The sequence below is a fragment of the Pseudarthrobacter sp. MOO14 genome, from assembly GCF_058267675.1.
Genome location: NZ_CM177849.1, coordinates 2,398,802 through 2,423,228, shown reverse-complemented (window position 1 = coordinate 2,423,228; position 24,427 = coordinate 2,398,802). Strand labels below are relative to the sequence as shown.

At 62.1% G+C, this 24,427-nt stretch carries 19 protein-coding genes; 8 read left to right on the top strand and 11 right to left on the bottom strand.

Translation table 11 applies throughout. The features are described 5' to 3' along the window. Positions 1 to 42: 42 nt before the first annotated feature. The 6 genes from gyrB to dnaA all read right to left on the bottom strand — a co-directional run bounded on the left by gyrB (position 43) and on the right by dnaA (position 8,378). Complete coding sequence (gene gyrB / locus AC4EEV_RS11270) at positions 43 to 2,130, bottom strand: DNA topoisomerase (ATP-hydrolyzing) subunit B (RefSeq protein ID WP_133832424.1); 2,088 nt, start codon at positions 2,128 to 2,130, stop codon at positions 43 to 45. A gap of 378 nt (positions 2,131 to 2,508) precedes the next feature. After that, entirely contained in the window at positions 2,509 to 3,063 is a 555-nt protein-coding gene (locus tag AC4EEV_RS11265; RefSeq protein ID WP_018762810.1) for a DciA family protein, read from the bottom strand. Beyond that, positions 3,053 to 4,258: a DNA replication/repair protein RecF gene (gene recF, locus AC4EEV_RS11260; protein WP_285318930.1), complete on the bottom strand. Its 1,206-nt coding sequence runs from the start codon at positions 4,256 to 4,258 to the stop codon at positions 3,053 to 3,055. The genes AC4EEV_RS11265 and recF overlap by 11 nt, the downstream gene beginning before the upstream one ends. A gap of 45 nt (positions 4,259 to 4,303) precedes the next feature. Then, positions 4,304 to 5,188, bottom strand: a complete 885-nt coding sequence (gene gnd, locus AC4EEV_RS11255; RefSeq protein ID WP_109044849.1) for a phosphogluconate dehydrogenase (NAD(+)-dependent, decarboxylating) — start codon at positions 5,186 to 5,188, stop codon at positions 4,304 to 4,306. A gap of 106 nt (positions 5,189 to 5,294) precedes the next feature. Further along, positions 5,295 to 6,419 carry a DNA polymerase III subunit beta gene (gene dnaN / locus AC4EEV_RS11250; protein ID WP_018762813.1) on the bottom strand — a complete coding sequence of 375 codons (1,125 nt, stop codon included), beginning with the start codon at positions 6,417 to 6,419 and terminating at the stop codon, positions 5,295 to 5,297. A gap of 537 nt (positions 6,420 to 6,956) precedes the next feature. Continuing rightward, complete coding sequence (gene dnaA / locus AC4EEV_RS11245) at positions 6,957 to 8,378, bottom strand: chromosomal replication initiator protein DnaA (protein ID WP_018762814.1); 1,422 nt, start codon at positions 8,376 to 8,378, stop codon at positions 6,957 to 6,959. Between the two features lie 466 nt (positions 8,379 to 8,844). Here dnaA and rpmH point away from each other — a divergent pair, with 466 nt between their 5' ends. The 8 genes from rpmH (at position 8,845) to AC4EEV_RS11205 (ending at position 14,531) form a co-directional block, all read left to right on the top strand. After that, entirely contained in the window at positions 8,845 to 8,982 is a 138-nt protein-coding gene (gene rpmH, locus AC4EEV_RS11240) for a 50S ribosomal protein L34 (protein ID WP_003800212.1), read from the top strand. Between the two features lie 40 nt (positions 8,983 to 9,022). After that, on the top strand, positions 9,023 to 9,433 hold the full coding sequence (rnpA, locus tag AC4EEV_RS11235) for a ribonuclease P protein component (RefSeq protein WP_081624186.1): 411 nt from the start codon (positions 9,023 to 9,025) through the stop codon (positions 9,431 to 9,433). Next, positions 9,426 to 9,818: a membrane protein insertion efficiency factor YidD gene (gene yidD / locus AC4EEV_RS11230; RefSeq protein WP_018762815.1), complete on the top strand. Its 393-nt coding sequence runs from the start codon at positions 9,426 to 9,428 to the stop codon at positions 9,816 to 9,818. The genes rnpA and yidD overlap by 8 nt, the downstream gene beginning before the upstream one ends. A gap of 15 nt (positions 9,819 to 9,833) precedes the next feature. After that, a complete protein-coding gene (gene yidC / locus AC4EEV_RS11225) occupies positions 9,834 to 10,799 on the top strand; it encodes a membrane protein insertase YidC (protein WP_491328966.1) in 966 nt (321 codons plus the stop codon). Continuing rightward, a complete protein-coding gene (locus tag AC4EEV_RS11220) occupies positions 10,799 to 11,344 on the top strand; it encodes a Jag family protein (protein ID WP_109044848.1) in 546 nt (181 codons plus the stop codon). Before yidC ends, AC4EEV_RS11220 begins: the two co-directional genes overlap by 1 nt. Positions 11,345 to 11,364: 20 nt before the next feature. Then, positions 11,365 to 12,015, top strand: a complete 651-nt coding sequence (gene rsmG / locus AC4EEV_RS11215; RefSeq protein ID WP_018762818.1) for a 16S rRNA (guanine(527)-N(7))-methyltransferase RsmG — start codon at positions 11,365 to 11,367, stop codon at positions 12,013 to 12,015. Positions 12,016 to 12,104: 89 nt separating this feature from the next. Then, positions 12,105 to 13,184 carry a ParA family protein gene (locus AC4EEV_RS11210; RefSeq protein WP_269208836.1) on the top strand — a complete coding sequence of 360 codons (1,080 nt, stop codon included), beginning with the start codon at positions 12,105 to 12,107 and terminating at the stop codon, positions 13,182 to 13,184. A gap of 66 nt (positions 13,185 to 13,250) precedes the next feature. Then, positions 13,251 to 14,531, top strand: coding sequence for a ParB/RepB/Spo0J family partition protein (locus AC4EEV_RS11205; RefSeq protein ID WP_491328965.1), 1,281 nt, complete (start codon positions 13,251 to 13,253; stop codon positions 14,529 to 14,531). Positions 14,532 to 14,997: 466 nt separating this feature from the next. Here AC4EEV_RS11205 and istB read toward each other — a convergent pair whose 3' ends face one another. From istB to AC4EEV_RS11180, 5 genes are all read right to left on the bottom strand, one after another. After that, positions 14,998 to 15,786: an IS21-like element helper ATPase IstB gene (istB, locus tag AC4EEV_RS11200; protein WP_440745464.1), complete on the bottom strand. Its 789-nt coding sequence runs from the start codon at positions 15,784 to 15,786 to the stop codon at positions 14,998 to 15,000. Then, positions 15,786 to 17,003, bottom strand: a complete 1,218-nt coding sequence (istA, locus tag AC4EEV_RS11195) for an IS21 family transposase (RefSeq protein WP_440745465.1) — start codon at positions 17,001 to 17,003, stop codon at positions 15,786 to 15,788. The genes istB and istA overlap by 1 nt, the downstream gene beginning before the upstream one ends. 4,198 nt (positions 17,004 to 21,201) lie before the next feature. Further along, positions 21,202 to 21,528, bottom strand: a complete 327-nt coding sequence (gene trxA, locus AC4EEV_RS11190; protein ID WP_018762822.1) for a thioredoxin — start codon at positions 21,526 to 21,528, stop codon at positions 21,202 to 21,204. Between the two features lie 36 nt (positions 21,529 to 21,564). After that, the gene (trxB, locus tag AC4EEV_RS11185) at positions 21,565 to 22,521 is read right to left on the bottom strand and encodes a thioredoxin-disulfide reductase (RefSeq protein ID WP_491328964.1); all 957 of its coding nucleotides are present in this window, start codon (positions 22,519 to 22,521) and stop codon (positions 21,565 to 21,567) included. A gap of 208 nt (positions 22,522 to 22,729) precedes the next feature. Next, complete coding sequence (locus AC4EEV_RS11180; protein WP_491328963.1) at positions 22,730 to 24,340, bottom strand: discoidin domain-containing protein; 1,611 nt, start codon at positions 24,338 to 24,340, stop codon at positions 22,730 to 22,732. Between the last annotated feature and the right edge of the window lie 87 nt (positions 24,341 to 24,427).

The following is a 24,427-nucleotide window of genomic DNA, read 5'->3' as shown; positions in this document are numbered from 1 at the left end:
TTTCAGGTATATGTCTGGTTCCGAATACTTTGGAGCGGGTCCTTAGATGTCCAGGAACCTGACGTCCTTGGCGTTCTGCTGAATGAAGTTGCGCCGTGACTCCACGTCTTCGCCCATGAGGACGGAGAAGATCTGGTCGGCGGCGAGGGCGTCATCCATGGTCACCTGCAGCAGGGTGCGGTGGTCAGGGTCCATGGTGGTATCCCAGAGTTCGGTGTAGTCCATCTCGCCCAGGCCCTTGTAGCGCTGGATGCCGTTGTCCTTCGGGATGCGGCGTCCAGCCGCTTGGCCAGCCACCAGTTTGGCGTCGCGTTCGCGGTCGCTGTACACGTAGTCGTGCGGCGCGTTGGACCATTTGATCCGGTACAGCGGCGGTTGCGCCAGGTAGACGTAGCCGTTCTCGATCAGGGGACGCATGTAGCGGAACAGCAAGGTCATCAGCAAGGTGGTGATGTGCTGGCCGTCCACGTCGGCATCGGCCATGAGGACGATTTTGTGGTACCGAAGTTTGGCGAGGTCGAAGTCCTCGCCAATCCCGGTGCCGAACGCGGTGATCATGGACTGGACCTCCGCGTTGCCCAGGGCCTTGTCCAGGCGGGCACGTTCCACGTTCAGGATCTTGCCGCGCAGGGGCAGGATGGCCTGTGTTTCGGGGTTGCGGCCGCGCTTGGCGGAACCGCCGGCGGAGTCGCCCTCCACGATGTAGACCTCGCACTTTTCCGGGTCCTTGGAGGAGCAGTCGGAAAGCTTGCCCGGCATGCCGAACGATTCCAGCGGGCTCTTGCGCCGGGCGTTGTCGCGGGCCTTCCGCGCGGCCATGCGTGCCTGGGCCGCCGAAATGGCCTTGCGGATGACGTCACGGGCGGGACCGGGGTTGCGCTCCAGCCAGTCACCCAGGCCGTCGGTGACCACGCGCTGGACGAATCCCTTGACCTCGGAGTTGCCCAGCTTCGTCTTGGTCTGGCCTTCGAACTGGGGCTCCGCCAGCTTGACGGAAATGACGGCGGTGAGGCCCTCGCGGATGTCGTCGCCCGTGAGGTTGTCGTCCTTTTCCTTGATGATGCCCTTTTCCCGGGCGTACCGGTTTATCAGGGACGTCAGTGCGGCACGGAAGCCTTCTTCGTGGGTGCCGCCCTCGTGGGTGTTGATGGTGTTGGCGTAGGTGTGCACGCTCTCGGAGTAGGCACTGGTCCACTGCATCGCCATTTCCAGGGCAATCCGGCGTTCGGTGTCCTCGGTTTCGAAGGCGATGACGTCCTCGTGGACCACCTCCACCTTCTTGCCCGAGTTCAGGTGCTTGACGTAGTCCAGCAGGCCTTCGTCGTACTGGTACACCACGGTTCGGTGTTCGGCGCTGATCTCACCGTCGGTGCTGAGGTCGTCAAGGTCGAGGTCGCCGTCGGCTTCATCACCTTCGGCGGCACGCTCATCCGTCAACGTTATGCGCAGGCCCTTGTTGAGGAAGGCCATCTGCTGGAAACGGGCGCGGAGGGTCTCGAAGTCGAACTCGGTGGTTTCAAAGATCGCCGGGTCCGGATAGAAGGTCTGGGTGGTGCCGGTGGCATCGGTCTCTTCACCCTGGACCAGGCTGCCCTGCGGCTTGCCTCCGTCGGCGAATGACATCCGCCAGACGTGGCCCTGGCGCCGTACCTCGGTGTCCACCCTGCTGGAGAGGGCGTTGACCACGGAAATGCCCACACCGTGCAGGCCGCCGGAGACCGCGTAGCCGCCGCCACCGAACTTGCCGCCGGCGTGCAGGATGGTCATTACCACCTCGACGGTGGGCTTGTGCTCGGTGGGGTGCATGTCCACCGGGATTCCGCGGCCGTCGTCGACAACTTTGACGCCGCCGTCGGCCTGCAGGACCACTTCGATATGGCTGCAGTAACCGGCGAGTGCCTCATCCACGGAGTTGTCCACCACCTCATAGACCAGGTGGTGGAGTCCTCGGGGACCCGTGGAACCGATATACATGCCCGGGCGCTTGCGGACAGCTTCGAGGCCTTCAAGGACAGTGATGTCGCTGGCACCGTACTCCCTTGGGCTGGCAGACGCAGCCGGGGTGTCAGGGGTACGGCCATCCTCGACCGCTGTATCTGCTGCCAGAATATCTGTATTGTCGTTAGCCACAGGCGCTGCGACTCCTCTGTTCTCGATGATGGCCGGCTGATTTCTTTTCGCAGGGAAAAGTGACCCGCCAACAGGCACAAACTTATGGCGCCGGTGACTCGATGACGGTCGGTGATCCGCGCTCTGCGTGCGGGACGCGCGCGGAGAACGGACTGAAGTCAACGTTTCATCCGCGCCCAGTTATCTCGGTCAATTCTACCGCGAACACGCCCAGATCCTCGCATTCCAAGGCCGTGGGCGGACGGTGAATGTGCCTGTGCGAGGCTCTTGGCCCCGCCTAGGACGGCCCGGTGGTACGCCCTCCGGGTGCCCATACACGCCGCGGCCCTTACCGGCCTCTATACGCCTTTGGGCGAAGTTTCAAGACCTGCGGCCCGGCTATCCGTAGGTGTCCCGCGGACCACGCCCGTTGACACTGCGTCCACCCTTGCGCCAGCTGGGCGCTGTGGGGCCGAGGACCTGGATCCTGGTGACCACGCCGTCGCCCAGTTCCCGGCGGAATTTCTCCAGCAAGCTGGTGCTCAGCAGCCTGAGCTGGGTGGCCCAGGCCGTGGAGTCACACCGAACGTGCAGGGTGGTGTCGGTGAAGCTTTCGGGTGTGCAGTGGGCTGAAATCTCCGGGCCCACCAAGGTGGCCCACTCCGCCATGACGGAACCCACCGCTACCGGGGAGGTCCAGCCGCGTTCTGCAACCAGCCGCCCAACCACTTTGCCCAGGCCGAGCGGGTCCCGGCCGGTGGCATGAAACTGGCTGAAGCCCCGGGTGTCACGGATACTGCCCTTGGCTTTTTGCGAACCGGGCCGGGGCGCCTTCCTGCGGACTTCGCCGCGGGCGGCAGCCGCCTCCCGCATCCGGTTCAGTGCTGCTTGCGGGGCATCGATGTGGTCAGGTTCGCGGCCGGGCTGCAGCCCGGCATCCTCGTCACTGCTCATCGATTCCTCCCGGGATGACCTTCACCCGCCGTCCGGACAGCTCTTCCGGAATATCGGCGTCGACGGCGGCGGTCACCAGGACCTGTTCCGCGCCGGAGACTATAGCCGCCAGTTTACGCCGCCGCTGGACATCGAGTTCGGCAAAGACGTCGTCCAGGATGAGGATGGGGGCGGACCCGCCGGTGCGGGCGTCATCGAGCATGACGTAGTACGACGCCAACCGCAGGGAGAGGCACATGGACCAGGTCTCCCCGTGCGAGGCATATCCCTTCGCGGGTGCCTGTCCGAGGATGAGCTCCAGCTCGTCGCGGTGCGGGCCGACGAGCGAGATGCCACGTTCAAGTTCTTTCTTCCGTGACTCCGCGAAAGCCTGGATGTAGCGCTCCGTCAGCTGTTCGACACTGAGCAAGCGCAGGTCCTCCTGCGCGGCGGACGAAGCCCCGGCCGTGGTGCGCTGGGCGTATGCGGCCGGGACGCCGTCGTCGTCCATCTGGTTCTGGAGGGTCGAACGGTACAGGGCATCGGCGGGCTTGGAAGCATCCGTCAGCTCGGCGTAAGCGCGGGCGAGGTGCGGGCGGAGCCGTTCCACCAGTTCCAGCCGTGCGTGCAGCAGCTGTGCCCCGGCACGGGCCATGTGCTGGTCCCAAACATCCAGGGTGGCTTCATGGGCAGTCGTGAACCGTCCGGCCCGCGCTGATTTCAGCAGGGCGTTGCGTTGCTTCAGGACGCGGTCGTAATCGCTGCGGGTGGCTGCATGATGCGGAATGAGGCTGGCGAGCAGTTCGTCCAGGAAGCGCCGGCGGTTGGCGGGATCCCCCTTGACCAATGCCAGGTCCTCGGGAGCGAACAGGACGGTCTGGCAGATGCCCAGCAGGTCGCGGGCGCGGACCGGGTTGCTGCGATTGATCCGGCCGCGGTTGGCCCGGCCGGCATTGATTTCCAGCTCCAGCACCGTGGTCTGCTCTCCGCGGACCAAACGGGCCCGGACCAAGGCGCGCTCTGTGCCGAACCGGAGCAAGGGGCCATCGGAACTGACCCGGTGGGAGCTGAGCGTTGCCAGGTAGCCGATGGCCTCCATCAGATTGGTTTTGCCGATGCCGTTGTATCCCACCAGGACGGTAACGCCCGGGCCGAGGCTGAGGTCAACCTGGGCGTAGCTGCGGAAGTCCGTCAGGGAAAGATGTTCAAGATACACGCGGTGGTCGGCAATTCTGGAACCGGTGGCGGCTCCTGCTGGATGCTACTTGGCGGGACGGGTTGCATGGCCACCGAACTGGTGGCGCAGCGCAGAAACCATCTTCATCGCGGGGGACGTGTCCTCCCGGGAAGCAAAACGGGCAAACAGGGCGGCCGTGATGGCCGGGGCCGGAACCGCATTGGCGATGGCCTCTTCAACTGTCCAGCGGCCCTCACCCGAATCCTCCACGTAGTCGTCGATGGACTCCAGGCCTGGATCTTCATCCAAGGCTTTGACCATGAGGTCCAGCAGCCAGGAACGGACCACGGTTCCCTTTTGCCAAGCGCGGAACGTGCCCGGCAGGTCCGTGACGATGTCCTTGGCGGCAAGCAGTTCGTACCCTTCGGCGTACGCCTGCATCAGGCCGTATTCGATCCCGTTGTGGACCATCTTGGCGTAGTGGCCGGCGCCGATTCCGCCAACGTGGACAAAGCTGTCAGCCCTGTCGCCCTCCGGCCGCAAGGCATCAAAAACCGGCATGGCGCGTTCAATGTCGCCGGCGTCACCGCCTGCCATCAGGCCGTAGCCGTTCTGTAGGCCCCAAACCCCGCCGGACACCCCGCAGTCGGCGAACCGGATGCCCTTGGCGGCAAGCACCTCACCATGTTTCTGGTCTTCCGTGAACCGCGAGTTTCCACCGTCGATCACAAGGTCGCCGGGCTCGAGTTTGCCGGCCAATTCGGTGATGACGGAGTCTGTCACGGGGCCGGCCGGGACCATGACCCAGATGACCCTCGGCGCCGGGACGGCGGCGATCAGGTCTTCGACGCTTGCGGCATCCGTGACATCGGGATTCCGGTCGTAGCCGGTGACCTCCACGCCGCCCTTGCGCAGGCGTTCACGCATGTTGAAACCCATTTTGCCGAGGCCAATCAGTCCAATGTGCACGGTGAGACTCTTTTCTGCGCTGGTGTGTGAAGGCTGGGAGCCGATGGGTGGACCCACGCCGCCCGGGTTCCCTGGCCGAGCTTGCGAGGCAAGGCGGCGGTGGGGACTAGTTGGGCAGGCGGACAGGCATCACCAGGTAGCGGTAATCATCCTGGTCTTCGCCGTCGGCATCTGCCTGCGCCGTGATCATGGCGGGCTTGGGTGCCGTGGTGAACGAGAACCGGACGAATTTCGTCTCGATGACACTGAGGCCCTCAATCAGGTAGTGCGGGTTGAAGGCCACGGTGATGTCCTCGCCGGACAGCTGCGCTTCAAGCTCCTCCGACGCCTGGGCGTCCTCGCCGGTCCCGGCATCAAGGTTGAGCAGTCCGCTGCTGAATGCCAGGCGGACCGGAGTGTTGCGTTCGGCGACAAGTGAGACGCGGCGGACGGCTTCCACCAGCTCTTGGGTTTGCACCGTGGCATGGATGGGTGTGGATTCCGGGAACAGGGACCGGATCTTCGGGTAATCGCCATCCACGAGCAGGGACGTGGTGGTGCGGCCGCCGCTTTCGAATCCGATCAGCCGGCTGTCATCGTCGGAGAGGGCAAGGTTGATGTCGCCGCTGTTGCCGAGGGTTTTGGCCACTTCGTTGAGGGTTTTGGCCTTCACCAGCGCGCTCGTGGAGATTCCCGGAGTCACAGGCTTCCACGGCACTTCGCGCATGGCCAGCCTGTACCGGTCGGTGGCAAGGAGGGTGATCAGGTCATCCTCGATTTCCATCCGCACGCCCGTGAGGATGGGCAAGGTGTCGTCCTTGCTGGCGGCGATGATCACCTGGGAAACAGCTTGCGCGAAAGCGTCGCCGGGAACGGTGCCGCTGATGGCAGGAAGGGCAGGCAGCGGCGGGTACTCGGCTTCCGGCATGGTGGCCAGGTGGAAGCTGCTTCGACGGCAGGTGAGTGTGACCTTGTTGCCGTCGGTTTCAACGTCCACCGGGGCCGAGGGGAGGCTGCGGCAGATGTCCGCAAGCAGCCGGCCGGAAACCAGGATGGTTCCTTCGTCCCTGATATCGGCGGCGATTTCCAGCCGTGCGGATGTTTCGTAGTCAAAGCTCGAGAGGCTGACCGTTCCCGCTTCGGCCTTCAGGAGCAGCCCGGAAAGGACGGGGACCGGCGGCCGCGGAGACAACGAGCGGGCTGTCCAGGTGACGGCTTCGGCCAGGACGTCCCGATCGACTCTGAACTTCACGGAAGGGTGCCGCCTTTCATTGCTGCTGCCATGTAAACCCGGGAACTTCGCAGTGAAACTCCGGAAGATGTTGTGCGCGCCGCGGCCGGTGCATGGTCCGTGCAGACGGAAACCACACAAAACCCAGGGATGGGAGCGCTGCTGACAGCTTAGCCGGAAGATCCGCGATTAACCCATCCCCAAGCACCCGGCCCGGCCCTTCCAGGGGCCGGAGGGCCCGCCCGGTGGAGGTGCCGATGGATCTTGTTGTTTGAGGGAATTCAATTTTTTGGGATTCGTAGTGTTAATAACTGCTGTGGAAACTGTGGATAACCCGATCCTGGCCCACGTTTCCGGGGTTAAGCCCTGTTCACGGACTGTGCGTTACCTGGGTTTTAAACAGGGTGTGGATGGGGACAACCCAAAGAGCCATTTTTGATGATCCACAGACGGCTTAAGGGTTTTAAGCCCATTAAGCGCGCTTGTCCCCTTAAGTATCCACAGGCTTATCCACATGCCCCTGTTAATAAGGTATAGAGTGCGTGGCCCGGTGTGGATTCAGGAGTCGCGCTGCTGCTGCTTGATCCGGTTGGTCAGTTCCGTCACCTGGTTGTAAATCACACGGCGTTCGGCCATCAGCTCACGGATCTTTCGGTCGGCATGGATCACTGTGGTGTGGTCGCGGCCGCCGAGTTCCTGGCCGATCTTGGGGAGCGACATGTCCGTCAGTTCCCGGCAGAGGTACATGGCGATCTGGCGGGCGGTGACAAGGGTCCGGGTGCGGGACTTGCTGCAGAGCTCTTCCATGCTGAGCTTGAAGTAGTCAGCGGTCTGCTGGAGGATCTGCGCTGACGTGATTTCCTGTGCACCGTCGTCAGTGATCAGGTCCTTGAGGACCATTTCCGCAAGCGCAACATCCACCGGCTGCCGGTTGAGGCTGGCGAAGGCGGTGACGCGGATCAGGGCGCCCTCAAGTTCGCGGATGTTGCTGGAAATCTTCGACGCGATGTACTCCAGGGCGTCATCAGGTGCCGACAGTCCCTCGCTGAGCGCCTTTTTCCGCAAAATTGCGATGCGCGTTTCGAGCTCCGGCGGCTGGATGTCTGTCAGCAGTCCCCATTCGAACCGCGACTTCATCCGGTCTTCGAACCCGGCGAGCAGCTTGGGCGGCTGGTCCGAGGTGATGACCACCTGTTTGTTGTTGTTGTGCAGCGAATTGAACGTGTGGAAGAACTCCTCCAGCGTGCGGTCCTTGCCGGCCAGGAACTGGATGTCATCGATCAGCAGGACGTCCACGTTGCGGTACGTGGTTTTGAAGCTGGCGCCTTCGTCGTCCCGGATGGAGTTGATGAAGTCGTTGGTGAATTCTTCGGAGTTGACGTACCGGACCCGGATCCCGCTGTAGAGCCGGCGGGCGTAGTGCCCGATGGCGTGCAGGAGGTGCGTTTTGCCGAGGCCGGAGTCGCCGTAGATGAACAGCGGGTTGTAGGCCTTGGCGGGTGCCTCGGCAACGGCGACGGCGGCTGCGTGGGCAAATCGGTTGGAGGAACCAATGACGAACGTGTCGAAGACGTACTTGGGGTTCAGCCGGCCGAATTCATGCGACGTGCTGGGCAGCATGGGCTGCGGCTTTTGTTCGATCAGCTGGTCCGGCGCGAACGCAGGCTCGACGACGGGTTCGGGCTCTTCGTGGATGGGCACCAGATCGGTGTCGACGTCGATGGCGCAGCGGATGTCCTCGGAGAAGACATTGTGCAGAGCATCGTCCAGGGCGTCCTTGACCTGGGTTTGGAGCACTTCGCGGGTGAGCTCGTTGGGGACGGCCACCAGGAGGGTGGAGCCGATCAGGCCCTGGGCCTGGGCGAGGATGACGAAACCCCGCTGGCGCGGTGAAACACGGTGGTCCTGTTCCAGCAGGCTGACAACCCGGCGCCAGGAACTTCCGACAGTATTGGCGTGGTTGGCTTCGTCTACTGTCATCAATCGGTTCCCTCAAAACTTGCTATGCCTGCATTGCCTGCAGCCCAAGTCCGGAACCAGGCTGCTGGCCCAACTTAATCCACAGGGTTATGCACAGTCCGTGGATAATCGGCTACTGGGACACTCTAGGGGATCAAAAGCCTAGAAGATAGCTGGCTATCCGGCTGTGGATAATTACACGGTTGTGGTTCCTTGGAGGCCCCTGTGAGCCACTTCATCCACAGCCTGTTGGGATACTTAGGCACAGCTGGGGATAGCACCGCAGGGCCCTCCCGGTTTGACTCGGGGCCTCGAATTGCCCTAACGTTGTGAAGTCCTTTGTGTCCGCTTTTTGGCCCCATCTGAACTTCCAGGCGCAGTGCGCTTGGACAGCCGGGGGAAGCGTGCATATACAAAACTTAGCGTCGGCCAGTTCTTCCCCATATTGATCGGGTGGGCGCACCTTTGATCCACTGGAGTAACTAACGTGAGCAAGCGGACTTTTCAGCCGAATAACCGCCGTCGAGCCAAGAAGCACGGCTTCCGCCTTCGTATGCGTACCCGTGCCGGCCGCGCCATCCTGGCAGCCCGTCGTGGCAAGGGCCGTACCGAGCTTTCGGCCTAAATAACTGACTTGTCGGTAGACATCCCTTTGCGAGTTTAAGGTGCTGGCCGCCCGCAACCGCCTGAGGACTGCAACCGATTTTTCAATAACCGTACGTTCCGGTGTCCGCAATGGACGCCGGAACGTAGTGTTATATGCGGCAGCCATCGCTGCCGACGAACCCAGCCGGATCGGGTTCATTGTTTCCAAGAGTGTAGGGAACGCCGTGGTCAGGAACCTCGTTAAGAGGAGACTGAGGGAAGCGGCTGCCGCCTCACTGAGTGAACACGCAACTGGACTCGCCATCGTGGTGCGGGCACTGCCCGCCTCCGCGTCTGCCAGTTGGGATCAACTGCTGGCGGATTACAACGCAGCACTGGAAACAACGCAGAACCGGCTGGCCGGACGGCCACCACGGCCTGCCGCCAAAGGTTCGGCCGGTACAACACGGGAGGGGACAACGCGTGCCTAGCACCACTGCCGCCGTCGCCCGCATCCGGAACGTGACCGCTGCCGTCGCAAAGTTCCTCTGGAACCTGCCCCGGAACATCCTCATTCTCTTGCTGATGGCCTACCGCAAGGTGGTTTCTCCCTTGTACGGCCCCGTCTGCCGATTCTTCCCTTCATGCTCGGCCTATGCCCTTGAAGCGGTCACCGTACACGGCGCTGTGAAGGGAAGCTGGCTCGCAGTCAGGCGCCTTGGCCACTGCCACCCATGGAATGCCGGCGGAGTGGACCACGTCCCCGCCGGCGGCCGGGAATGGCCTGCGGGCCGAACCCCCACAATTGTTGTGCTGAACAATCCGGACCGGTACCTGGTTGCTCGGACTGATGAAGAAGGCCGCAGTGCGGCCTGACGAATAGGGATAAGTATGGACTTCTTTGGAACAATCATGGCCCCGTTCAAGTGGCTGGTTTCCATCATCATGATTGGATTCCACGATGGCTTGAGCACCATCGGCATGCCCGCCGCAAACGGCTGGACCTGGACTCTGTCCATCATCGGACTGGTGCTGGTGATCCGTGCCGCCCTGATCCCCGTATTCGTCAAGCAGATCAAGGCGCAGCGCGGCATGCAGCTGCTGCAGCCCGACCTGAAGAAGCTGCAAGACAAGTACAAGGGCAAGACGGACCAGCTGTCCCGCCAGGCCATGGCCCAGGAACAGATGGCCATGTACAAGAAGCACGGCACCAACCCGTTCTCCGCCTGCCTTCCCATGCTGATCCAGATGCCTTTCTTCTTCGCACTGTTCCAGGTGCTTTCGGGCATTTCCCAGGCGAAAGACCAGGGAGCCGGCATTGGTGCGATGAGCCACGAACAGGTAGTGGAGTTCGATGCCTCCAGCATCTTCGGTGCGCCGCTGTCCGCCGCCCTGCTGCACGGTGGTGCCGGGAACACAGCCGTGGTGGTGCTCTCGATCGTGATGATCCTGGCCATGACGGCGTCCCAGTTCATCACCCAGAAGCAGATCATGGCCAAGAACATGTCTGAAGAAGCCATGGCCAGCCCATTCATGCGGCAGCAGAAAATGATGCTTTACATCCTGCCGGTAGTCTTCGGCGTGGGTGGCATCAACTTCCCCATCGGCGTTCTGATCTACTGGACCACCACCAACCTCTGGACCATGGGACAGCAGTTCTTCGTGATCCGCCGCATGCCGACGCCGGGATCCCCCGCTGCCAAGGCCCTCGCCGAACGCCGCGCAGCCAAGGGCCTGCCGGCCCTTTCCGTCCTCACCGGCAAGCGGGATGAAGCAGCCGACGCCGCCGCGGCTGCCGCCGTGGAAGCCAAGGGACAGCGCGTCCAGCCCCAGCGTAAGAACAGGAAGAAGAAGTAATGTCAGCCGAGAGCACCGAGCACGTCCTTTCCGAAGAGATTGCAGACCAGGACGAGTCCCCCGCTAAGGCCTCTGCGGCCAGCCGCCTCGAGGAAGAGGGCGACGTCGCCGCAGACTACCTGGAGGAACTGCTGGACATCGCCGACATCGACGGCGACATCGACATCGAGGTCCGCAACGGCCGCACCTACATCTCCATCGTCGCGGAGGAAGAAACCGAGGGCCTCGAAGGCCTGGTAGGGGAAGACGGCGAGGTGCTTGAGGCTCTCCAGGAGCTCACCCGGCTGGCCGTACTCTCCGCTACGGAGAACCGTTCACGGCTTGTGCTGGACATCAATGGCTACCGCCAGGAACGTACCGGCCACCTGCAGAAGATCGCCGAAGATGCTGCAGCATCCGTCAAGGAGACCGGTAAGCCGGTTGCCCTTGAGCCGATGAGTGCCTACGAGCGCAAGATCGTGCACGACGCCGTGGCTGACCTCGGATTGGTCAGTGAGTCCGAGGGTGAAGGCTCCGGACGCCACATTGTGGTTTCCGCAGACTAGAGAGTGCCAGCACGATAACCATGGTTGATATCACGGCAGCAGAGCTTAGGGCTGCTGAGAAGATTTTCGGCGACCGCCTGGACCTGGCCAAACGCTATGTTGAGCACCTGGCCACCTCCGGGACCGAACGCGGGCTGATTGGGCCCCGCGAGGTTCCCCGGTTGTGGAGCCGCCACGTGCTCAATTGCGCGGTCATCGAAAGTGAGATCCCCCAGGGAAGCCACGTTGCCGACGTCGGAAGCGGCGCAGGCCTGCCTGGCCTTTGCCTCGCCATTGCCCGCCCAGACCTCGAATTGACGCTCATCGAACCCCTCGAACGAAGGGTTATTTGGCTCCAGGAAGTGGTGGACGACCTCGGCCTGGACAACGTCACCGTCATGCGTACCAGGGCCGAACTGGCCGTGGGGCAGGTGGACGCCGACGTGGTCACGGCCCGTGCCGTGTCAGCCCTGACGAACCTCGCAGGCCTGACCATCCCGCTCCTCGCCGGACACGGTGAGGTGGTGGCCATCAAAGGCCGCAGTGCCGGGGAAGAGATCGAAAAGGCCGCGAAGGTCATCCGCAAGCTTGGCGGTGTGCAGACATCGGTGGTCACCGTCGGTGACAACATCCTTGAAGAGCCCACCACCGTGGTGCGCATCGTAGTGAACAAGTCCCAAAAGAAGTCCTAAAGTGGGCCCACTGACGGTGGTCAGACGGGTGGAGCAGTTAGGCTAGACAACGGCAGCAAAATTGGCTGAACGAGAGTGAGTGTGCCCCAGTGACGAGTAGTGAAGCCTCCGCACAACGGATCCCGCCGTTTGTGTCTCTGGGGTCGGCACGTTCCGTCGCTGGGTCCGGGTTGGCCGGTTTGGGAATGGCCCCGGCCCGGGGCGGAAACCATCCACGGCCGGCCACCGGTGCCGTTGGAAGTGGAGTTTCACGTGAAACAACCTCTTCCGGTAGGTCGAACGTCATCGATGCCATTGACGATTCGAGTCCTATCGCCCGTGAGCTCGCACACGAGACCAAACGCCGGGAACGCCTGATGGGTCGCCAGCTCCCGCGTCCGGAGCAGACCCGGATCTTCACCGTCTCCAACCAGAAGGGCGGCGTGGGCAAGACCACGACGACCGTAAACATTGCCGCAGCCCTTGCGGCCGCCGGACTCAACGTCCTGGTCATCGATATCGACCCCCAGGGAAACGCCTCCACCGCCCTCGGCATTGAACACCACGCCGATGTGGACAGCATCTACGACGTCCTGATCAACGACATCCCGCTGGCGGATGTTGTGGCTCCGTGCCCGGACATCGGGAAGCTGATCTGCGCCCCGGCCACCATCCATCTGGCCGGTGCCGAGATCGAGCTCGTCTCCCTGGTCGCCCGGGAACAACGGCTGCGGCGCGCTATCGACGTGTACGCCAAAACCCGCGAAAAGAACGGCGAAGAGCGCCTCGACTACGTCTTTATCGATTGCCCGCCCAGCCTCGGCCTCCTGACAGTCAACGCCTTCTGCGCCGCCAGTGAAGTGCTGATTCCTATCCAATGCGAGTACTACGCCCTGGAAGGCCTCAGCCAGCTCCTCAAGAACATCGAGATGATCCAGAAGCATCTCAACGCGGACCTCGTTGTTTCAACGATCCTGCTCACCATGTACGACGGCCGGACCAACCTCGCTGCCCAGGTTGCTGCTGAAGTGCGCCAGCACTTCCCTGAACAGGTGCTTTCCGCCGTCGTTCCCCGCTCGGTGCGGATCTCTGAAGCGCCCAGCTACCAGCAGACGGTCATGACCTACGACCCGTCCTCGAGTGGTGCCCTGTCCTATCTGGAAGCCGCCGCTGAAATAGCGGAACGCTAGAATCTTCAATACCGCAACGCATGGAGGCCCGGGTCATCCTGGCTTCACCACTGGAGGGATTTACCCATGAGCGAGAAGCGACGGGGCTTAGGCCGCGGTCTTGGCGCGCTGATTCCAAGTTCCGCCGCAGCCAATGGTTCTGCCAACGGTGCAGCGCAATCGCGGCCAGTGGACTTGTTTTTTCCGGAAGGCCGGAAGAAGACCGAACCCGTAGAGCAGCCTGCACCGCCGGCTGCAGCCAAGGCACAGGAAAAAGAAGGCCAAGCTCCCGCGGCCCGGATTTCCGCAGCGAAGACTACCCCCGCAAAATCGACAGCCACCGACAAGCCCTCCAAAACGGCCGCGGCGGCCAACGGGGCAGCCGACACGAAGGCCCCCGCCAAGAAGGCGCCGGGCCTGCGCTCCAAGGCTGCGGATGGGCCCGCCCCCTCAACGCCACCGGCGAAGGTACCCCAACCGGCTGAAGCCGGCGCAGCGGATAAGGTGGAAGCATCAGCGGCCCCGGAATCCGGCGTTGAGTTGGTTGAGGTACCAGGCGCACGGTTCGCGGAATTGCCGGTAGGCGACATCCACCCCAACCGTAAGCAGCCCCGAAATGTCTTTGATGAAGACGACATGGCCGAGCTGGTGCACTCCGTTCGTGAAATCGGAGTCTTGCAGCCAATTGTTGTTCGTACATCAACCGAATCTGGTAGTGAACCCTATGAACTGGTCATGGGTGAGCGCCGTTGGCGGGCGGTCCAGGCGGCAGGGCTGGAGACCATTCCTGCCATCATCCGTGACACCACCGATGACGACCTGCTGCGCGATGCCCTCTTGGAGAACCTGCACCGCAGCCAGCTGAATCCCCTGGAAGAGGCGGCGGCGTACCAGCAGCTCCTCGAGGACTTCGGTACCACCCACGAGCAGCTCGCTGACCGGATCGGCCGCTCGCGTCCCCAGGTCTCGAACACGCTCCGCCTGCTGAAGTTGCCGCCGCTCGTGCAGCGCCGCGTAGCCGCGGGCGTCCTGTCGGCCGGCCACGCCCGTGCTCTTCTCTCCCTGCCGGATGCAGCAGCCATGGAACGGCTCGCCCAGAAGATCGTGGCCGAGGGCATGTCCGTGCGCGCCACTGAAGAAGCAGTCACGCTCTACCAGGACGCGGCTAAACCGGCCAAAAACAACATCCCCCGCCCCGGGGCGCGGCATGAACGGCTCGACTACTTGGCGTCATCGCTTTCGGACCGGCTGGACACCAATGTGAAGATTTCCCTTGGCGTCCGAAAAGGCAAAGTCAGCATCGAGTTTGCCAGCGTAGAAGACCTCAACCGAATCATGGATGTGCTGGCGCCGGGAGCGACCAACTAGCGCTCACCGTTACTGGAGCCTAGGGAGGCCCGATTCACTGCGAATCGGGCCTCTTTGCGTTCCTGGGACGGTCGGCAAGACGGCCCCTGGATGCGAGGTCTCCGGGGCTGGCGAGAACTGACTCGGTTTAGGACCTTTGATGGCCCGAGTTCGTCTGCCTGCTTACTGGGTCCCCGCTATGGAGCTTTGCCGCATCCGATCGTCCGATGTGGCGGCATGGGTGTACTTTGCCTGCTTCGCGGGCATATTTGTTCTGGTTATGTCCACGTTCCGCTGGGCGTAGGACGTACAGCCGGCGTTGTCTGGGCCAGTCGGGGGCGGTGCGGGTAGTTTGTGGCAAACCGTCGGATCGGGGCCTTGCGGTACCCGCGAGGGCCCTTAGGTCGAATACCAGGCGCAGGATTGTCAGCGCTGGTCGAAAAGTGAGCCATTTCGCTGGCTGAAAACTGAGCCACTTTGACGTTGGTTATTCTGCCGTATTTTCCGGTCTTGTCGAGGGCAGCGAGTCGACCTGAGTGTGTTTGAGCCGGTAGCTGGAGCCCTTGAGGGTGATGACTTCGGCGTGGTGGACGATGCGGTCGATCATGGCTGACGCGACGACCTGGTCGCCGAAGACGTCGCCCCAGCGGGCGAAGGGCAGATTTGAGGTCAGGATCAGCGAGGCGTGTTCGTAGCGCGATGAGACCAGTTGGAAGAACAGGTTCGCGGCGTCCTGCTCGAACGGGATGTAGCCGACTTCGTCGACGATGATCAGTCCGTAGCGGCGTAGCCTGACCAGTTCTTGGGGCAGCCGGCCGTTCTGGTGGGCTGCCTGGAGCCGGGCGACCCAGTCGATGGCGGTGGCGAACAGGACGCGGTGACCGAGCTGGGTGGCTCGTAAGCCCAGCCCGGTGGCGAGGTGTGTTTTGCCGGTGCCGGGCGGTCCGAGCAGGACGATGTTGGACGCTTCGGTGAGGAACGCGCCGGTGGCCAGGTGCGCGATGGTGTCGCGTTTGAGGCCGGGTTGGTGATCGAAGTTGAAGTCCTCGAGTGATTTCCGGGCCGGGAAACCAGCTGCCCGGGCCCTGAGCTCGGCGCCGGAGGCTTCTCTGGCTGCGACTTCCCGGGACAGGACAGCGGCGAGGTATTCCTCATGGCTCCAGCCTCCTTCACGGGCCTGGTCCGCGAGCCGGGTTGCTGCTTCCCGGATCCGGGGTGCCTTCATCGCCCGGGAGTAGTACTCGATCTGGCCAGTCGTTTCTTTGACGTTGGCCATCAGGCGACCTGCCCGTCATCGAGGACCACACCGAAGGCGCGGTCGTAGTCCGCCAGGTCCCGCAGCCCGGTTGTTTCGCCCGCGGGCGGTGGGGTTTGGAAGGCCTTCCGCAATGCCCTTGCCGCCTCGACGTGGGCCGGGTCGGTGATGGTCAGTCCGGAGCCCCACGACCGAGGGTGGGTGCCGACGGATCTGCCGTCCAGGCTGATCATGACGGTCGTCAGGTCCGCGGTGACGTCGACGAACCGGCCGATGGCCTGCGGGTGAACGGAGTAATCATTTGATCCCATCCTGACGTAGTAGTCCCTCGGCAGGCGGACCCGCGCGACGAATCCCGTCACCGGTGGAACCGGCGGCAGCGCCAGCATGGCTGCTTTGTCCGCTGCGAGCAGCTCCGTGGGCCGGGCGCCGATCCGCCTGACCATCCGGGCGTTAGCCTTCGGCAGCCACTGCCCGAGCTGATTATTGAAGTCTTCCGGCGAGGTGAAGATTCGGCCCGGCAGGAAGGACGTCTCCAGGAACTGGTTGGCCCGTTCGACCACGCCCTTGGTTTCCGGGTCGTAGGGTTTGACCTGCACGACCCGGGTGGCCAGGACACCGGCGAACGCGGAAACGCCGGCAGCGTAACTGTTCCGGCGGCCGATGCCGGTTTCGTTGTCCCAGATCAGCCGCCGCGGAACAGCCCCCAATCCACCGAGCAGTTCCCACATTCCGGCCAGCAGGTCCCCGGTCATCCGGGACGGGATCATCCGGGCCATGATGAACCTCGAATGGGAGGAGACCATCACCAGTACCGGCAGCACCCTGGCTTTGCCGGCGCCAACGGGTATTCGGACCTCAGGGAACCACAGGTCGCACTGCGCCTGGTCCCCGGGCTCGTAGCTAACCCGGTCTGCAGGATCAGCTGGGGCATATTCCGGCCGGATCCTGGCCACGTTCTCCCGGAACCAGGCTGCCGATCCGGACCAGCCCACCCGCTCAGCCAATACTGTCGCCGGCATCCGCGGGTTCTCCAGCAGCAGCGCACGAATTGCCGGTTCCACAGCTTTGATCCCGGAGTTCCGCGGCGCACGGACGTACGCCGGCGGACCATCAGCACTGACAGCTTTCGCGACGGTATTCCTGGAGATCCCCAACCGTGCCGCTATCGACCTCATCGACTCACCCTCGGCAAGATGCAACCGCCGAATAAGCGCCCAATCCTCCACTGTGATCACCCACCCAATCGTTTGGAACGGGTGGCTCAGTTTTCAACCGTCACAATGGCTCAGTTTTCGACCGTCACCGACAAGGATCAGGGCTATTGGAAGGCACCCGGCTCCTCAGCGGCTCTCCTGGTGCCGCTGAAGCGCTGCTTCCGGATGTTCGGTCGAGACCCTACTGACGTCGGCGCACAGGGATGTGTGGATGGAAGACGATTATTAGAGGTGTCGGAGCCACACTGGCAGTGCACTTCCGTCCGTTGTTTCACGTGAAACGCGAGCAATGTGCTGCGCTCCTTGATGTGCCGGCCAATTGCATCTCCCCTGTGGGTACATCCGCGGCCGGTTCACTTTTCTCAAGGGTGTGCGGACAAGGGCTTGGGTGCCATAGTTCGCGGGCGAATGTGCTTCTGTCATCGGCAGGCCCAAATGCCATGGTCCTGCCGCAGAAAGTCATCAAGTTTTACTGTGACTATTTGATTGGGCTACCTGGTGATGGATTTCCGTCAATATCGAAAGACGGTTGTGTCCGCAAAGACGGTTGTGTCCTTAGGTTGGTGATATGCCACGTCTGCGGTTCTTGCGCGCGTTGTAGGGCCACCGACTTCGCCGAAGCCGCACCGTGCTGCTAACGGGCTGCTGTGAACCGGGCATCACTAACACTGATCATTCGCGGGTCCTTGTGGCACGAAGCCAAGGACCCACCTGAAAAGAAATCACCAGGCTGGTGTCGCCGATCATCTCGTGACACAGGTGTCGTATCTCACCAGGCAAGTGGTGCATAATCAAAATGCGGCTGTGCGATTTGGTCGAGTGCCCCGATACGGGAGAGTTCGGCTGATGTATGCAGTAGTACTGCTCCTCCTTAGTATCCATACTTGGCGATAGATTATTGGGACGTACTTTGTCGAAAGTAGCCATCCGCGTGGTTCCGTGTGTGCGGAGACCGTAGCTGTCCGCCTTGCACTGCCCGTCAATGTTTCACGTGAAACGGCGCAACTCCGGGTGGTGGCCGGCGCAGTCTAGATATGTTTCACGTGAAACACAATTGGTCGCTACTCATTCTCTCTCGCATAGGGAGTCGGAACTCCCGTGAGAGAGCCGGCGGAGCACGCGCATCCAGCTTCACGCGCTGCACTGCGGATGGACCCGAGAGCGGGGCGGACCTCGTGGCCGGCAAGGAAGGATGTTTCCGATCCACCACCCCTGAATCACTGTGTGGCGTGGATGTCCCACAGCGTCCCGTGCTTCTTAGCGGGGCACATGGGAAGTGCATCGAGTGCAGTGTTCGACTATGGGTTCCACGGTCTTCGTTGGTGATCAGTAGTTCCTGAGGAGTCCTGCATTGGGCACTCGCTCAGTGAGTTGGAGTGCAGAAGCAGAGCTGCGAGGGCGCGTTGGGCCCCGCAATGATCAGGAGTATGACCTAAGCCGTCTTGCTGTTGTTGAGTGCGCTCAATACGCACTATGGGAACAGACATACGGTGTTTGCTTAGGTCGTGGAAGAGTCTCGTGGAAGGCGGATCAATATCGCCACGACGCTGCCCTGGGGCGTGTGCCACCACGGAACGAGTTGGCGCGGTTACTTGCACGGAATCCTTGCGATGAGCATGGGCACCGTGAGTCCCTAGCCTTCGATACCTGCTCCCCGATGACCCTGTCCCCCGGCCTTCGGCGTCGTCCTGGATAACCCATTCTGGGTTTGGTACAGAGGCAAGGCGTGTGGCAATGCACTACCTCCTAGCGGCGCTGCCGACTACAGAGCTGCCGATGGCTATTGTTCGGCGGTGTTGGAACTACGCTCCGGGACGGAGGTTCGAGGCTTCACGGAGGTGTAGTTCCTTCGTTACGGCGCCCAACCGACACTTTGCCGGGCGGAGGTCTTCCACGTCGGATTGGCGTCGCGGGAGGCTGCTGTCCTTAGGAATCTCAAGAACCGCCTGTACGCCGTGCGTCGACGTTGGGCAGCGTTGTTTGAAGCAATGGTGTTGCACCGAGAAGGCCGCCTAGCTCGGCGCGAATGTATCGGCACCGGTGAACCCTGGAAATACCCGGAGCGCAACGGGCGATCCCCCGGAGCGTTTCATCTGTTTCGTTCGGCGGCAGAGTATAGGTGGATATTCCTGTGGATAACTTTGTGAATAAGTTCTGTCCCTTATCCAGAGCTTCGCAGCGCCTTGTGCGTCGCGACTTGCTGCGGGAAGGCTACAAACCTTGCGGCAACGTAACCCCTAAGCGTGACCGCGACGACGGCGTTTCACGTGAAACATCGTGTGGCATTGCACGGCAGCGATAAGCGCACATTTTGAGTGGAAAATGACGACATTTCCGGCGTGTATGAGCTAGATCAGCTCGTACCCTCGCGCGGTCGTTCCCGCGAATAGGCGGACATGGTGTCTAGACGAACACCTTGGGATTCGAATAGGCCGTTGAGGATCTGAGAAACCCTCGAATGGACGATCAGGCTGCCTGTGGATATCGCTGTGAATAACTTGATAGAGGCCCTGTGGATAACGTGTGCGTAACTCAAAGCGGGATTGCCAACGAGCGGCTCGATTGCCAGATCAAAATCCTCGATGGTGTCACTCCCATATAACCAAGAGGGAAACTTGTATCCAAGGTGGATTCGAGATCCTAGTTGTCTTCGAAGTTGAACTGCCCCAGCCGGAGCCCATGGGGCGAACACTGTTCCGCTTGAGGAGCCCCAGGGATGCCGCCCGTGTAAGAGGCGGAGTCTTCATGTCGCACCGCTCACGGCCAATCCAGCGGTGCACCGCAGGTAGATCTTGGACGTGCCAACTCCCAATACCAGTCGGATGCAGGCAGCGGCATGCCCCCACTCCTCCCATAAGATCAAAAGGGATATCGGAACGCGTCTTCGTTTCACGTGAAACATCGAGCCTCTCCGAGTCCAGGTCGACATCAGCGGCCGTACACGGGCAATCTGAAGACACCAATGAATAGCCGCGATGGGATGAATTGCCGTGTAAGGGCGTGTGCGCTGAACTGAGCGCCAACGACGACGAACCATAGAGCTCTTAGGCTCGGCATCGATCCGATGCGTTGGAGGGCCGTTCGATCATTGACGCGGTGTACCGGTGACAGCGCTGCACGCCCCCTGGGCGAGCTCACGACCCGACGAGGATCTGGCTCATGCGTCCGTGTCACCGGGTGGGGCCCGCTGGTCCGGGTCAGGAAAGCGTAAAGAGGGGGCGCGGCTCCGCCTGGTCTCCCCCCAAGCGCTAGGCAAGCGACCTTGAAGGTCCGAGGGCGGTCTGTCTGAGAACCCCGTCCCCGCACGGACCGCATTCTTGCCGGCTGAAGCGTGTATGCCTGGGTCCGGAGCAGGATTCGAAGCGTCAAGTTGTGAAGGAGCTAGGCAGGAAAGCAATCTCCCCGGGCCATGGATGGAGGCGCTGTACATTTGTGCTTTTCGTCTGGGCCTAAGGAATTGTCACCTCACCGGTTCGCGCGGTCGCCGATGCCAGTTGCGATTTCAGCTTGATCTTGGACTTCGCAGGACGATGGGAATGAGACCAGAAGTATCAATCGTCCGTTCTCGATGTGTGCACTTGATGATTGGCTTCTCACAGGAAGCACAAGCAATCTCCAGCTTTGCGCAGAAATATATGCCAAATGACTGGATTCGCACTATCCAAGCCGAGACTCCCCTCCGCTGTGTCCCGTAGACGGCACGCGATCCTATGACCGCATCGGCGCTTGCCATTGGGGTGACAGCGTCTACGATGTTTCACGTGAAACCGCGGGCGCCTCACACACCTCCGGCTCACATATTGCGCACCCTCGTACGCTACCGTGCCAGTGTCCCGCGATGTAGAGATGGCGGCCTCCGACAGCTTGAGGTGAGACGCGATGCCTATTCGGCACCGCACAGGCGTGGCGTAGCAGGCAGCCAGAGACTCCCCTTGGGAGGTAAAGTTCCCCCGCATCTATGCCCCACGTCTTACATAGGTCAGAACCATCGACAAGGGGCCACGTCCAATGGGGTCAGTTAGACGGGACCGGGCGCGAAGGTGTTTCACGTGAAACGAACCTGTCAAGAACGATCTACGGTCACCCAAGCAGTGCCGAATTCAGGGTTGGATAGAAGTAGGCGCTCAAGCACGGCAGGCACTGGACAAAAAAGTGGCCCCCGCCAGGCGACGGGAGCCACTCTTTGACCTACTTCAGGTCAAGCCATATAGGCTGCAGTTCAGGAGAGGACGTCAGAGAATTCCTTCTCAAAGAACTGCTTCGGCTTTGCGCCGATAACAGTGCTCTTCACTTCGCCGCCCTGGAACAGGTAGACGGCCGGGATCGAGGTGATGCCGTATTCGGCAGCGATTGCCGGGTTGTCATCCACGTTGACTTTGACGACGTCGACTTTCTCGCTGTACTCGACCGAGATCTCGTCAAGGATCGGGCCAAGCTTACGGCAGGGGCCGCACCACTCAGCCCAGAAGTCGACGATGACAGGCTTTTCGGAGGACAGGACGTCAGTGCCGAAACTTGCGTCAGTTACATCTTTTGCGTTGCTCATAACCTTGTCTTTCTCTTCGGATAACAGTGTCGCGGATTATGCGGGCAGATCGGCCAGGTAGTGCTCGACGTCAATAGCCGCAACACATCCTGAACCGGAAGCGGTGATTGCCTGGCGGTACGTCGGGTCAACAACGTCGCCGGCAGCGAACACACCCGGGAGGCTTGTCCGGGAACTCCGGCCCTCCACGGCGATGGTGCCCTCGGGTGTCAATGCCAGGACGTCCTTGACCAAATCGGTCCGGGGATCGTTGCCGATGGCGACAAAGACACCCGTAACGGCAAGCTCAGACACTGACCCGTCCACCAGGTTCTTCAACCGCAGTCCGGTGACTTTGTCCTCGCCGAGAACGTCCTCTACCGTGCTGTTCCACGCAAAAGTGATCTTCTCGTGTGCGAGTGCACGGTCCGCCATGATTTTGGAAGCCTTGAGCGAATCACGGCGGTGTACAACCGTTACGGATTTCGCAAACTTTGTGAGGAAGAGGGCCTCCTCCATTGCTGAGTCGCCGCCGCCAATGACGGCAATGTCCTGGTCCTTGAAAAAGAAACCATCGCAGGTTGCGCACCAGCTGACACCATGTCCGGACAGGCGCTTTTCGTTGGGAAGCCCCAGTTCCCTGTAGGCCGACCCGGTGGAAAGGATGACGGCCTTTGCGCTGAAGGTCTCCCCCGTGCCGATGGTGACTTTCTTCACCGGTCCTTGGAGGTCGAGCCCGGTGACATCCTCAAACTGGATTTCAGTTCCAAACCTGGCGGCCTGCTTCTCAAAGTTCTCCATCAGGTCCGGCCCCATGATTCCTTCAGGGAAACCGGGGTAGTTTTCCACGTCCGTGGTGTTCATCAGCTCGCCGCCTGCAGTCACTGAACCTGCGAGCAACAGAGGCTTGAGGTTTGCCCGTGCGGTGTACACGGCCGCCGTGTACCCTGCCGGTCCCGAGCCTACGATGATGACATCACGTACGTCGGACGCCGTGTTTTCTGCGATGGTCACTGGAACGTGAACCTCTTCCTTGTTCGACTCGCCTCCCTTTGGAGGCCGGCCACATGGCACAACCGTGCCCGCGTGCTGAATATTCCAGCGCCCGGACAAGGTGAACCACCGCAAAAGGTACAGGACTATCCTTCGCAGGGCGCTCTTTCCAGATTACATTCCCCGCGCGCGGCGCCTGTCGCGGCTGTAACAACCGCGGCGTCGGGGCTTACTGGACCTTGATTTCTGCCAGGCGGAGACCGTAACCGTAACGGGTCTTTGGAGCCGCCAGCTTGGGAAGCGAATTGATGGAAACAATCACGTACTGCGCCTGGACCGGCTCGGGAAGGGGCATGTTCAGGTCCGTGGAGGTGAAACTGCTGGTGCCAATGGACTTGGCTCCATCCAGGGATGGCTGGTCGTTGGTGTACACGGTGATGTTGCCGCCGGATCCCCCGAGCTGGGAGAGCGTAATGGAAGAAACCGTGGCCTTGCTCTTCAGCTTCACCACCAGCGGAACTCCCTGCGGGGCCAGGCCACCCCAGTTCTCCGTGGCGAACTCCATGTCGGACCAGTAGCTGGCGTTGTTGCCGTCGTAAGCCTTGACCAGGTCGCCATCGAATGTGGCAGCAAAGTCGAAGTTCCCCTGCCGGGTCACACTTTCAATAGCGGGCGGTACCGCCGGCGGAGCTGACGGGGCCGCCTGGGTGGCCGACGCAGACGCCTGCGGTGCGCTGGTGCTGGCGGGCGGAGTGGACTTGGCTTGGGGCTGCCCTGGGGTGAAGAGGCTGCCAAGGTTGGTGACGGCGAAGATCAGGCCTGCAATCAGCACAACGGCCAGGAGGCCGCCAACCAGCCAGCGCATGGAACGGGGCTGGTCGTCGGACTCATCATGGTCGTCGTCGCGATCGGCAAATGCGGTGCCGGCAGCGGCCGGGGCCGCCGCACGGGCAAACAGGGCTGACCTGCCGTTGCCGCTGCGGGGCTCTTGCGGGGCGTCGCCGTCCTGGTGATCGTCGTCGTCGCCCGATTGGGCGTAGTCGTCGTCAGACCACAAGGAAACCTTCGGCTTGCCGTCCGAAACGGACTGCTGTGGATGTGCCTGGGTGGTGTCGGTTGGACCGGTGTCCGTATCCGCAGTGTTTGCCGGCTCGAAGCCGGCGCGCTCGGCTGCAGGCTGTACGGGCTGGGCGGCAGTGGCATCGGGATCCACGTCGGCCGGTCGTCGTCCCGCCGAGGCTGCCGCGGCTGCTGCTGCACCTGCACCTGCACCTGCGGCGCCAGCGGCACCGGTGCGGCCTGAACCCGGGGGAACAGCGGGAGCCTGGCTTGCGGGCCGGACTGTGGGCCTTGGCGGCGCGGCCGGCGCCGAAGGATAAGGATCAACCTGGCTCGGGTGCGAGTCGGCGTAGTTGATGTACCCGGCGTCGACGTTGTCTTCCTCGTCGTAGGGCTCGGGTTCGTGGGAGCGGGCCTGGCCGAAGATCTCACTGCCCAGCGTGTCCGTGAAGAACGGTTCGACGTAGGGCGGGTTGGATGCCACCACAAGATCCAGTAGGTCTGCGGCGGAGGTGTGGTTGGTGATGAGGTAGGTGGTGTCTTCGGTGACGCCGAGGTCCAATACCTGTACCGTGCCGGGGCGTTCGCCGGTGGCCACTTCGCGGGCGCTCTGGGCAACCTGCTCGGTGTTTTCCGGGCCCGCCACCAGGATGCTGACCGGCCGGTTAAGGACCTGGTCCACGCCGTCCAGCACCAGATCGTGGTCGTGGGAGGCCAATACCGTGGCTGTGACCTTGTAACGGCCACCCAGTACTGATCCGACATCGATCGGGTTGGACACGTGTTCCTCCTAGACTGTCCGGGATTGCCGGCCTCAATGACGCAACCGCCGATCAGGAGCCGCGCACGGCCGAACCCTGACTGCAAC

Coding starts and splice junctions, on each gene's coding strand:
- AC4EEV_RS11265 (WP_018762810.1), bottom strand. CDS start 3,063: ATGAGCAGTGACGAGGATGCCGGGCTGCAGCCCGGCCGCGAACCTGAC.
- istB (WP_440745464.1), bottom strand. CDS start 15,786: ATGGCCAACGTCAAAGAAACGACTGGCCAGATCGAGTACTACTCCCGG.
- rsmG (WP_018762818.1), top strand. CDS start 11,365: ATGGTTGATATCACGGCAGCAGAGCTTAGGGCTGCTGAGAAGATTTTC.
- yidC (WP_491328966.1), top strand. CDS start 9,834: ATGGACTTCTTTGGAACAATCATGGCCCCGTTCAAGTGGCTGGTTTCC.
- dnaA (WP_018762814.1), bottom strand. CDS start 8,378: ATGACAGTAGACGAAGCCAACCACGCCAATACTGTCGGAAGTTCCTGG.
- AC4EEV_RS11220 (WP_109044848.1), top strand. CDS start 10,799: ATGTCAGCCGAGAGCACCGAGCACGTCCTTTCCGAAGAGATTGCAGAC.
- AC4EEV_RS11205 (WP_491328965.1), top strand. CDS start 13,251: ATGAGCGAGAAGCGACGGGGCTTAGGCCGCGGTCTTGGCGCGCTGATT.
- trxA (WP_018762822.1), bottom strand. CDS start 21,528: ATGAGCAACGCAAAAGATGTAACTGACGCAAGTTTCGGCACTGACGTC.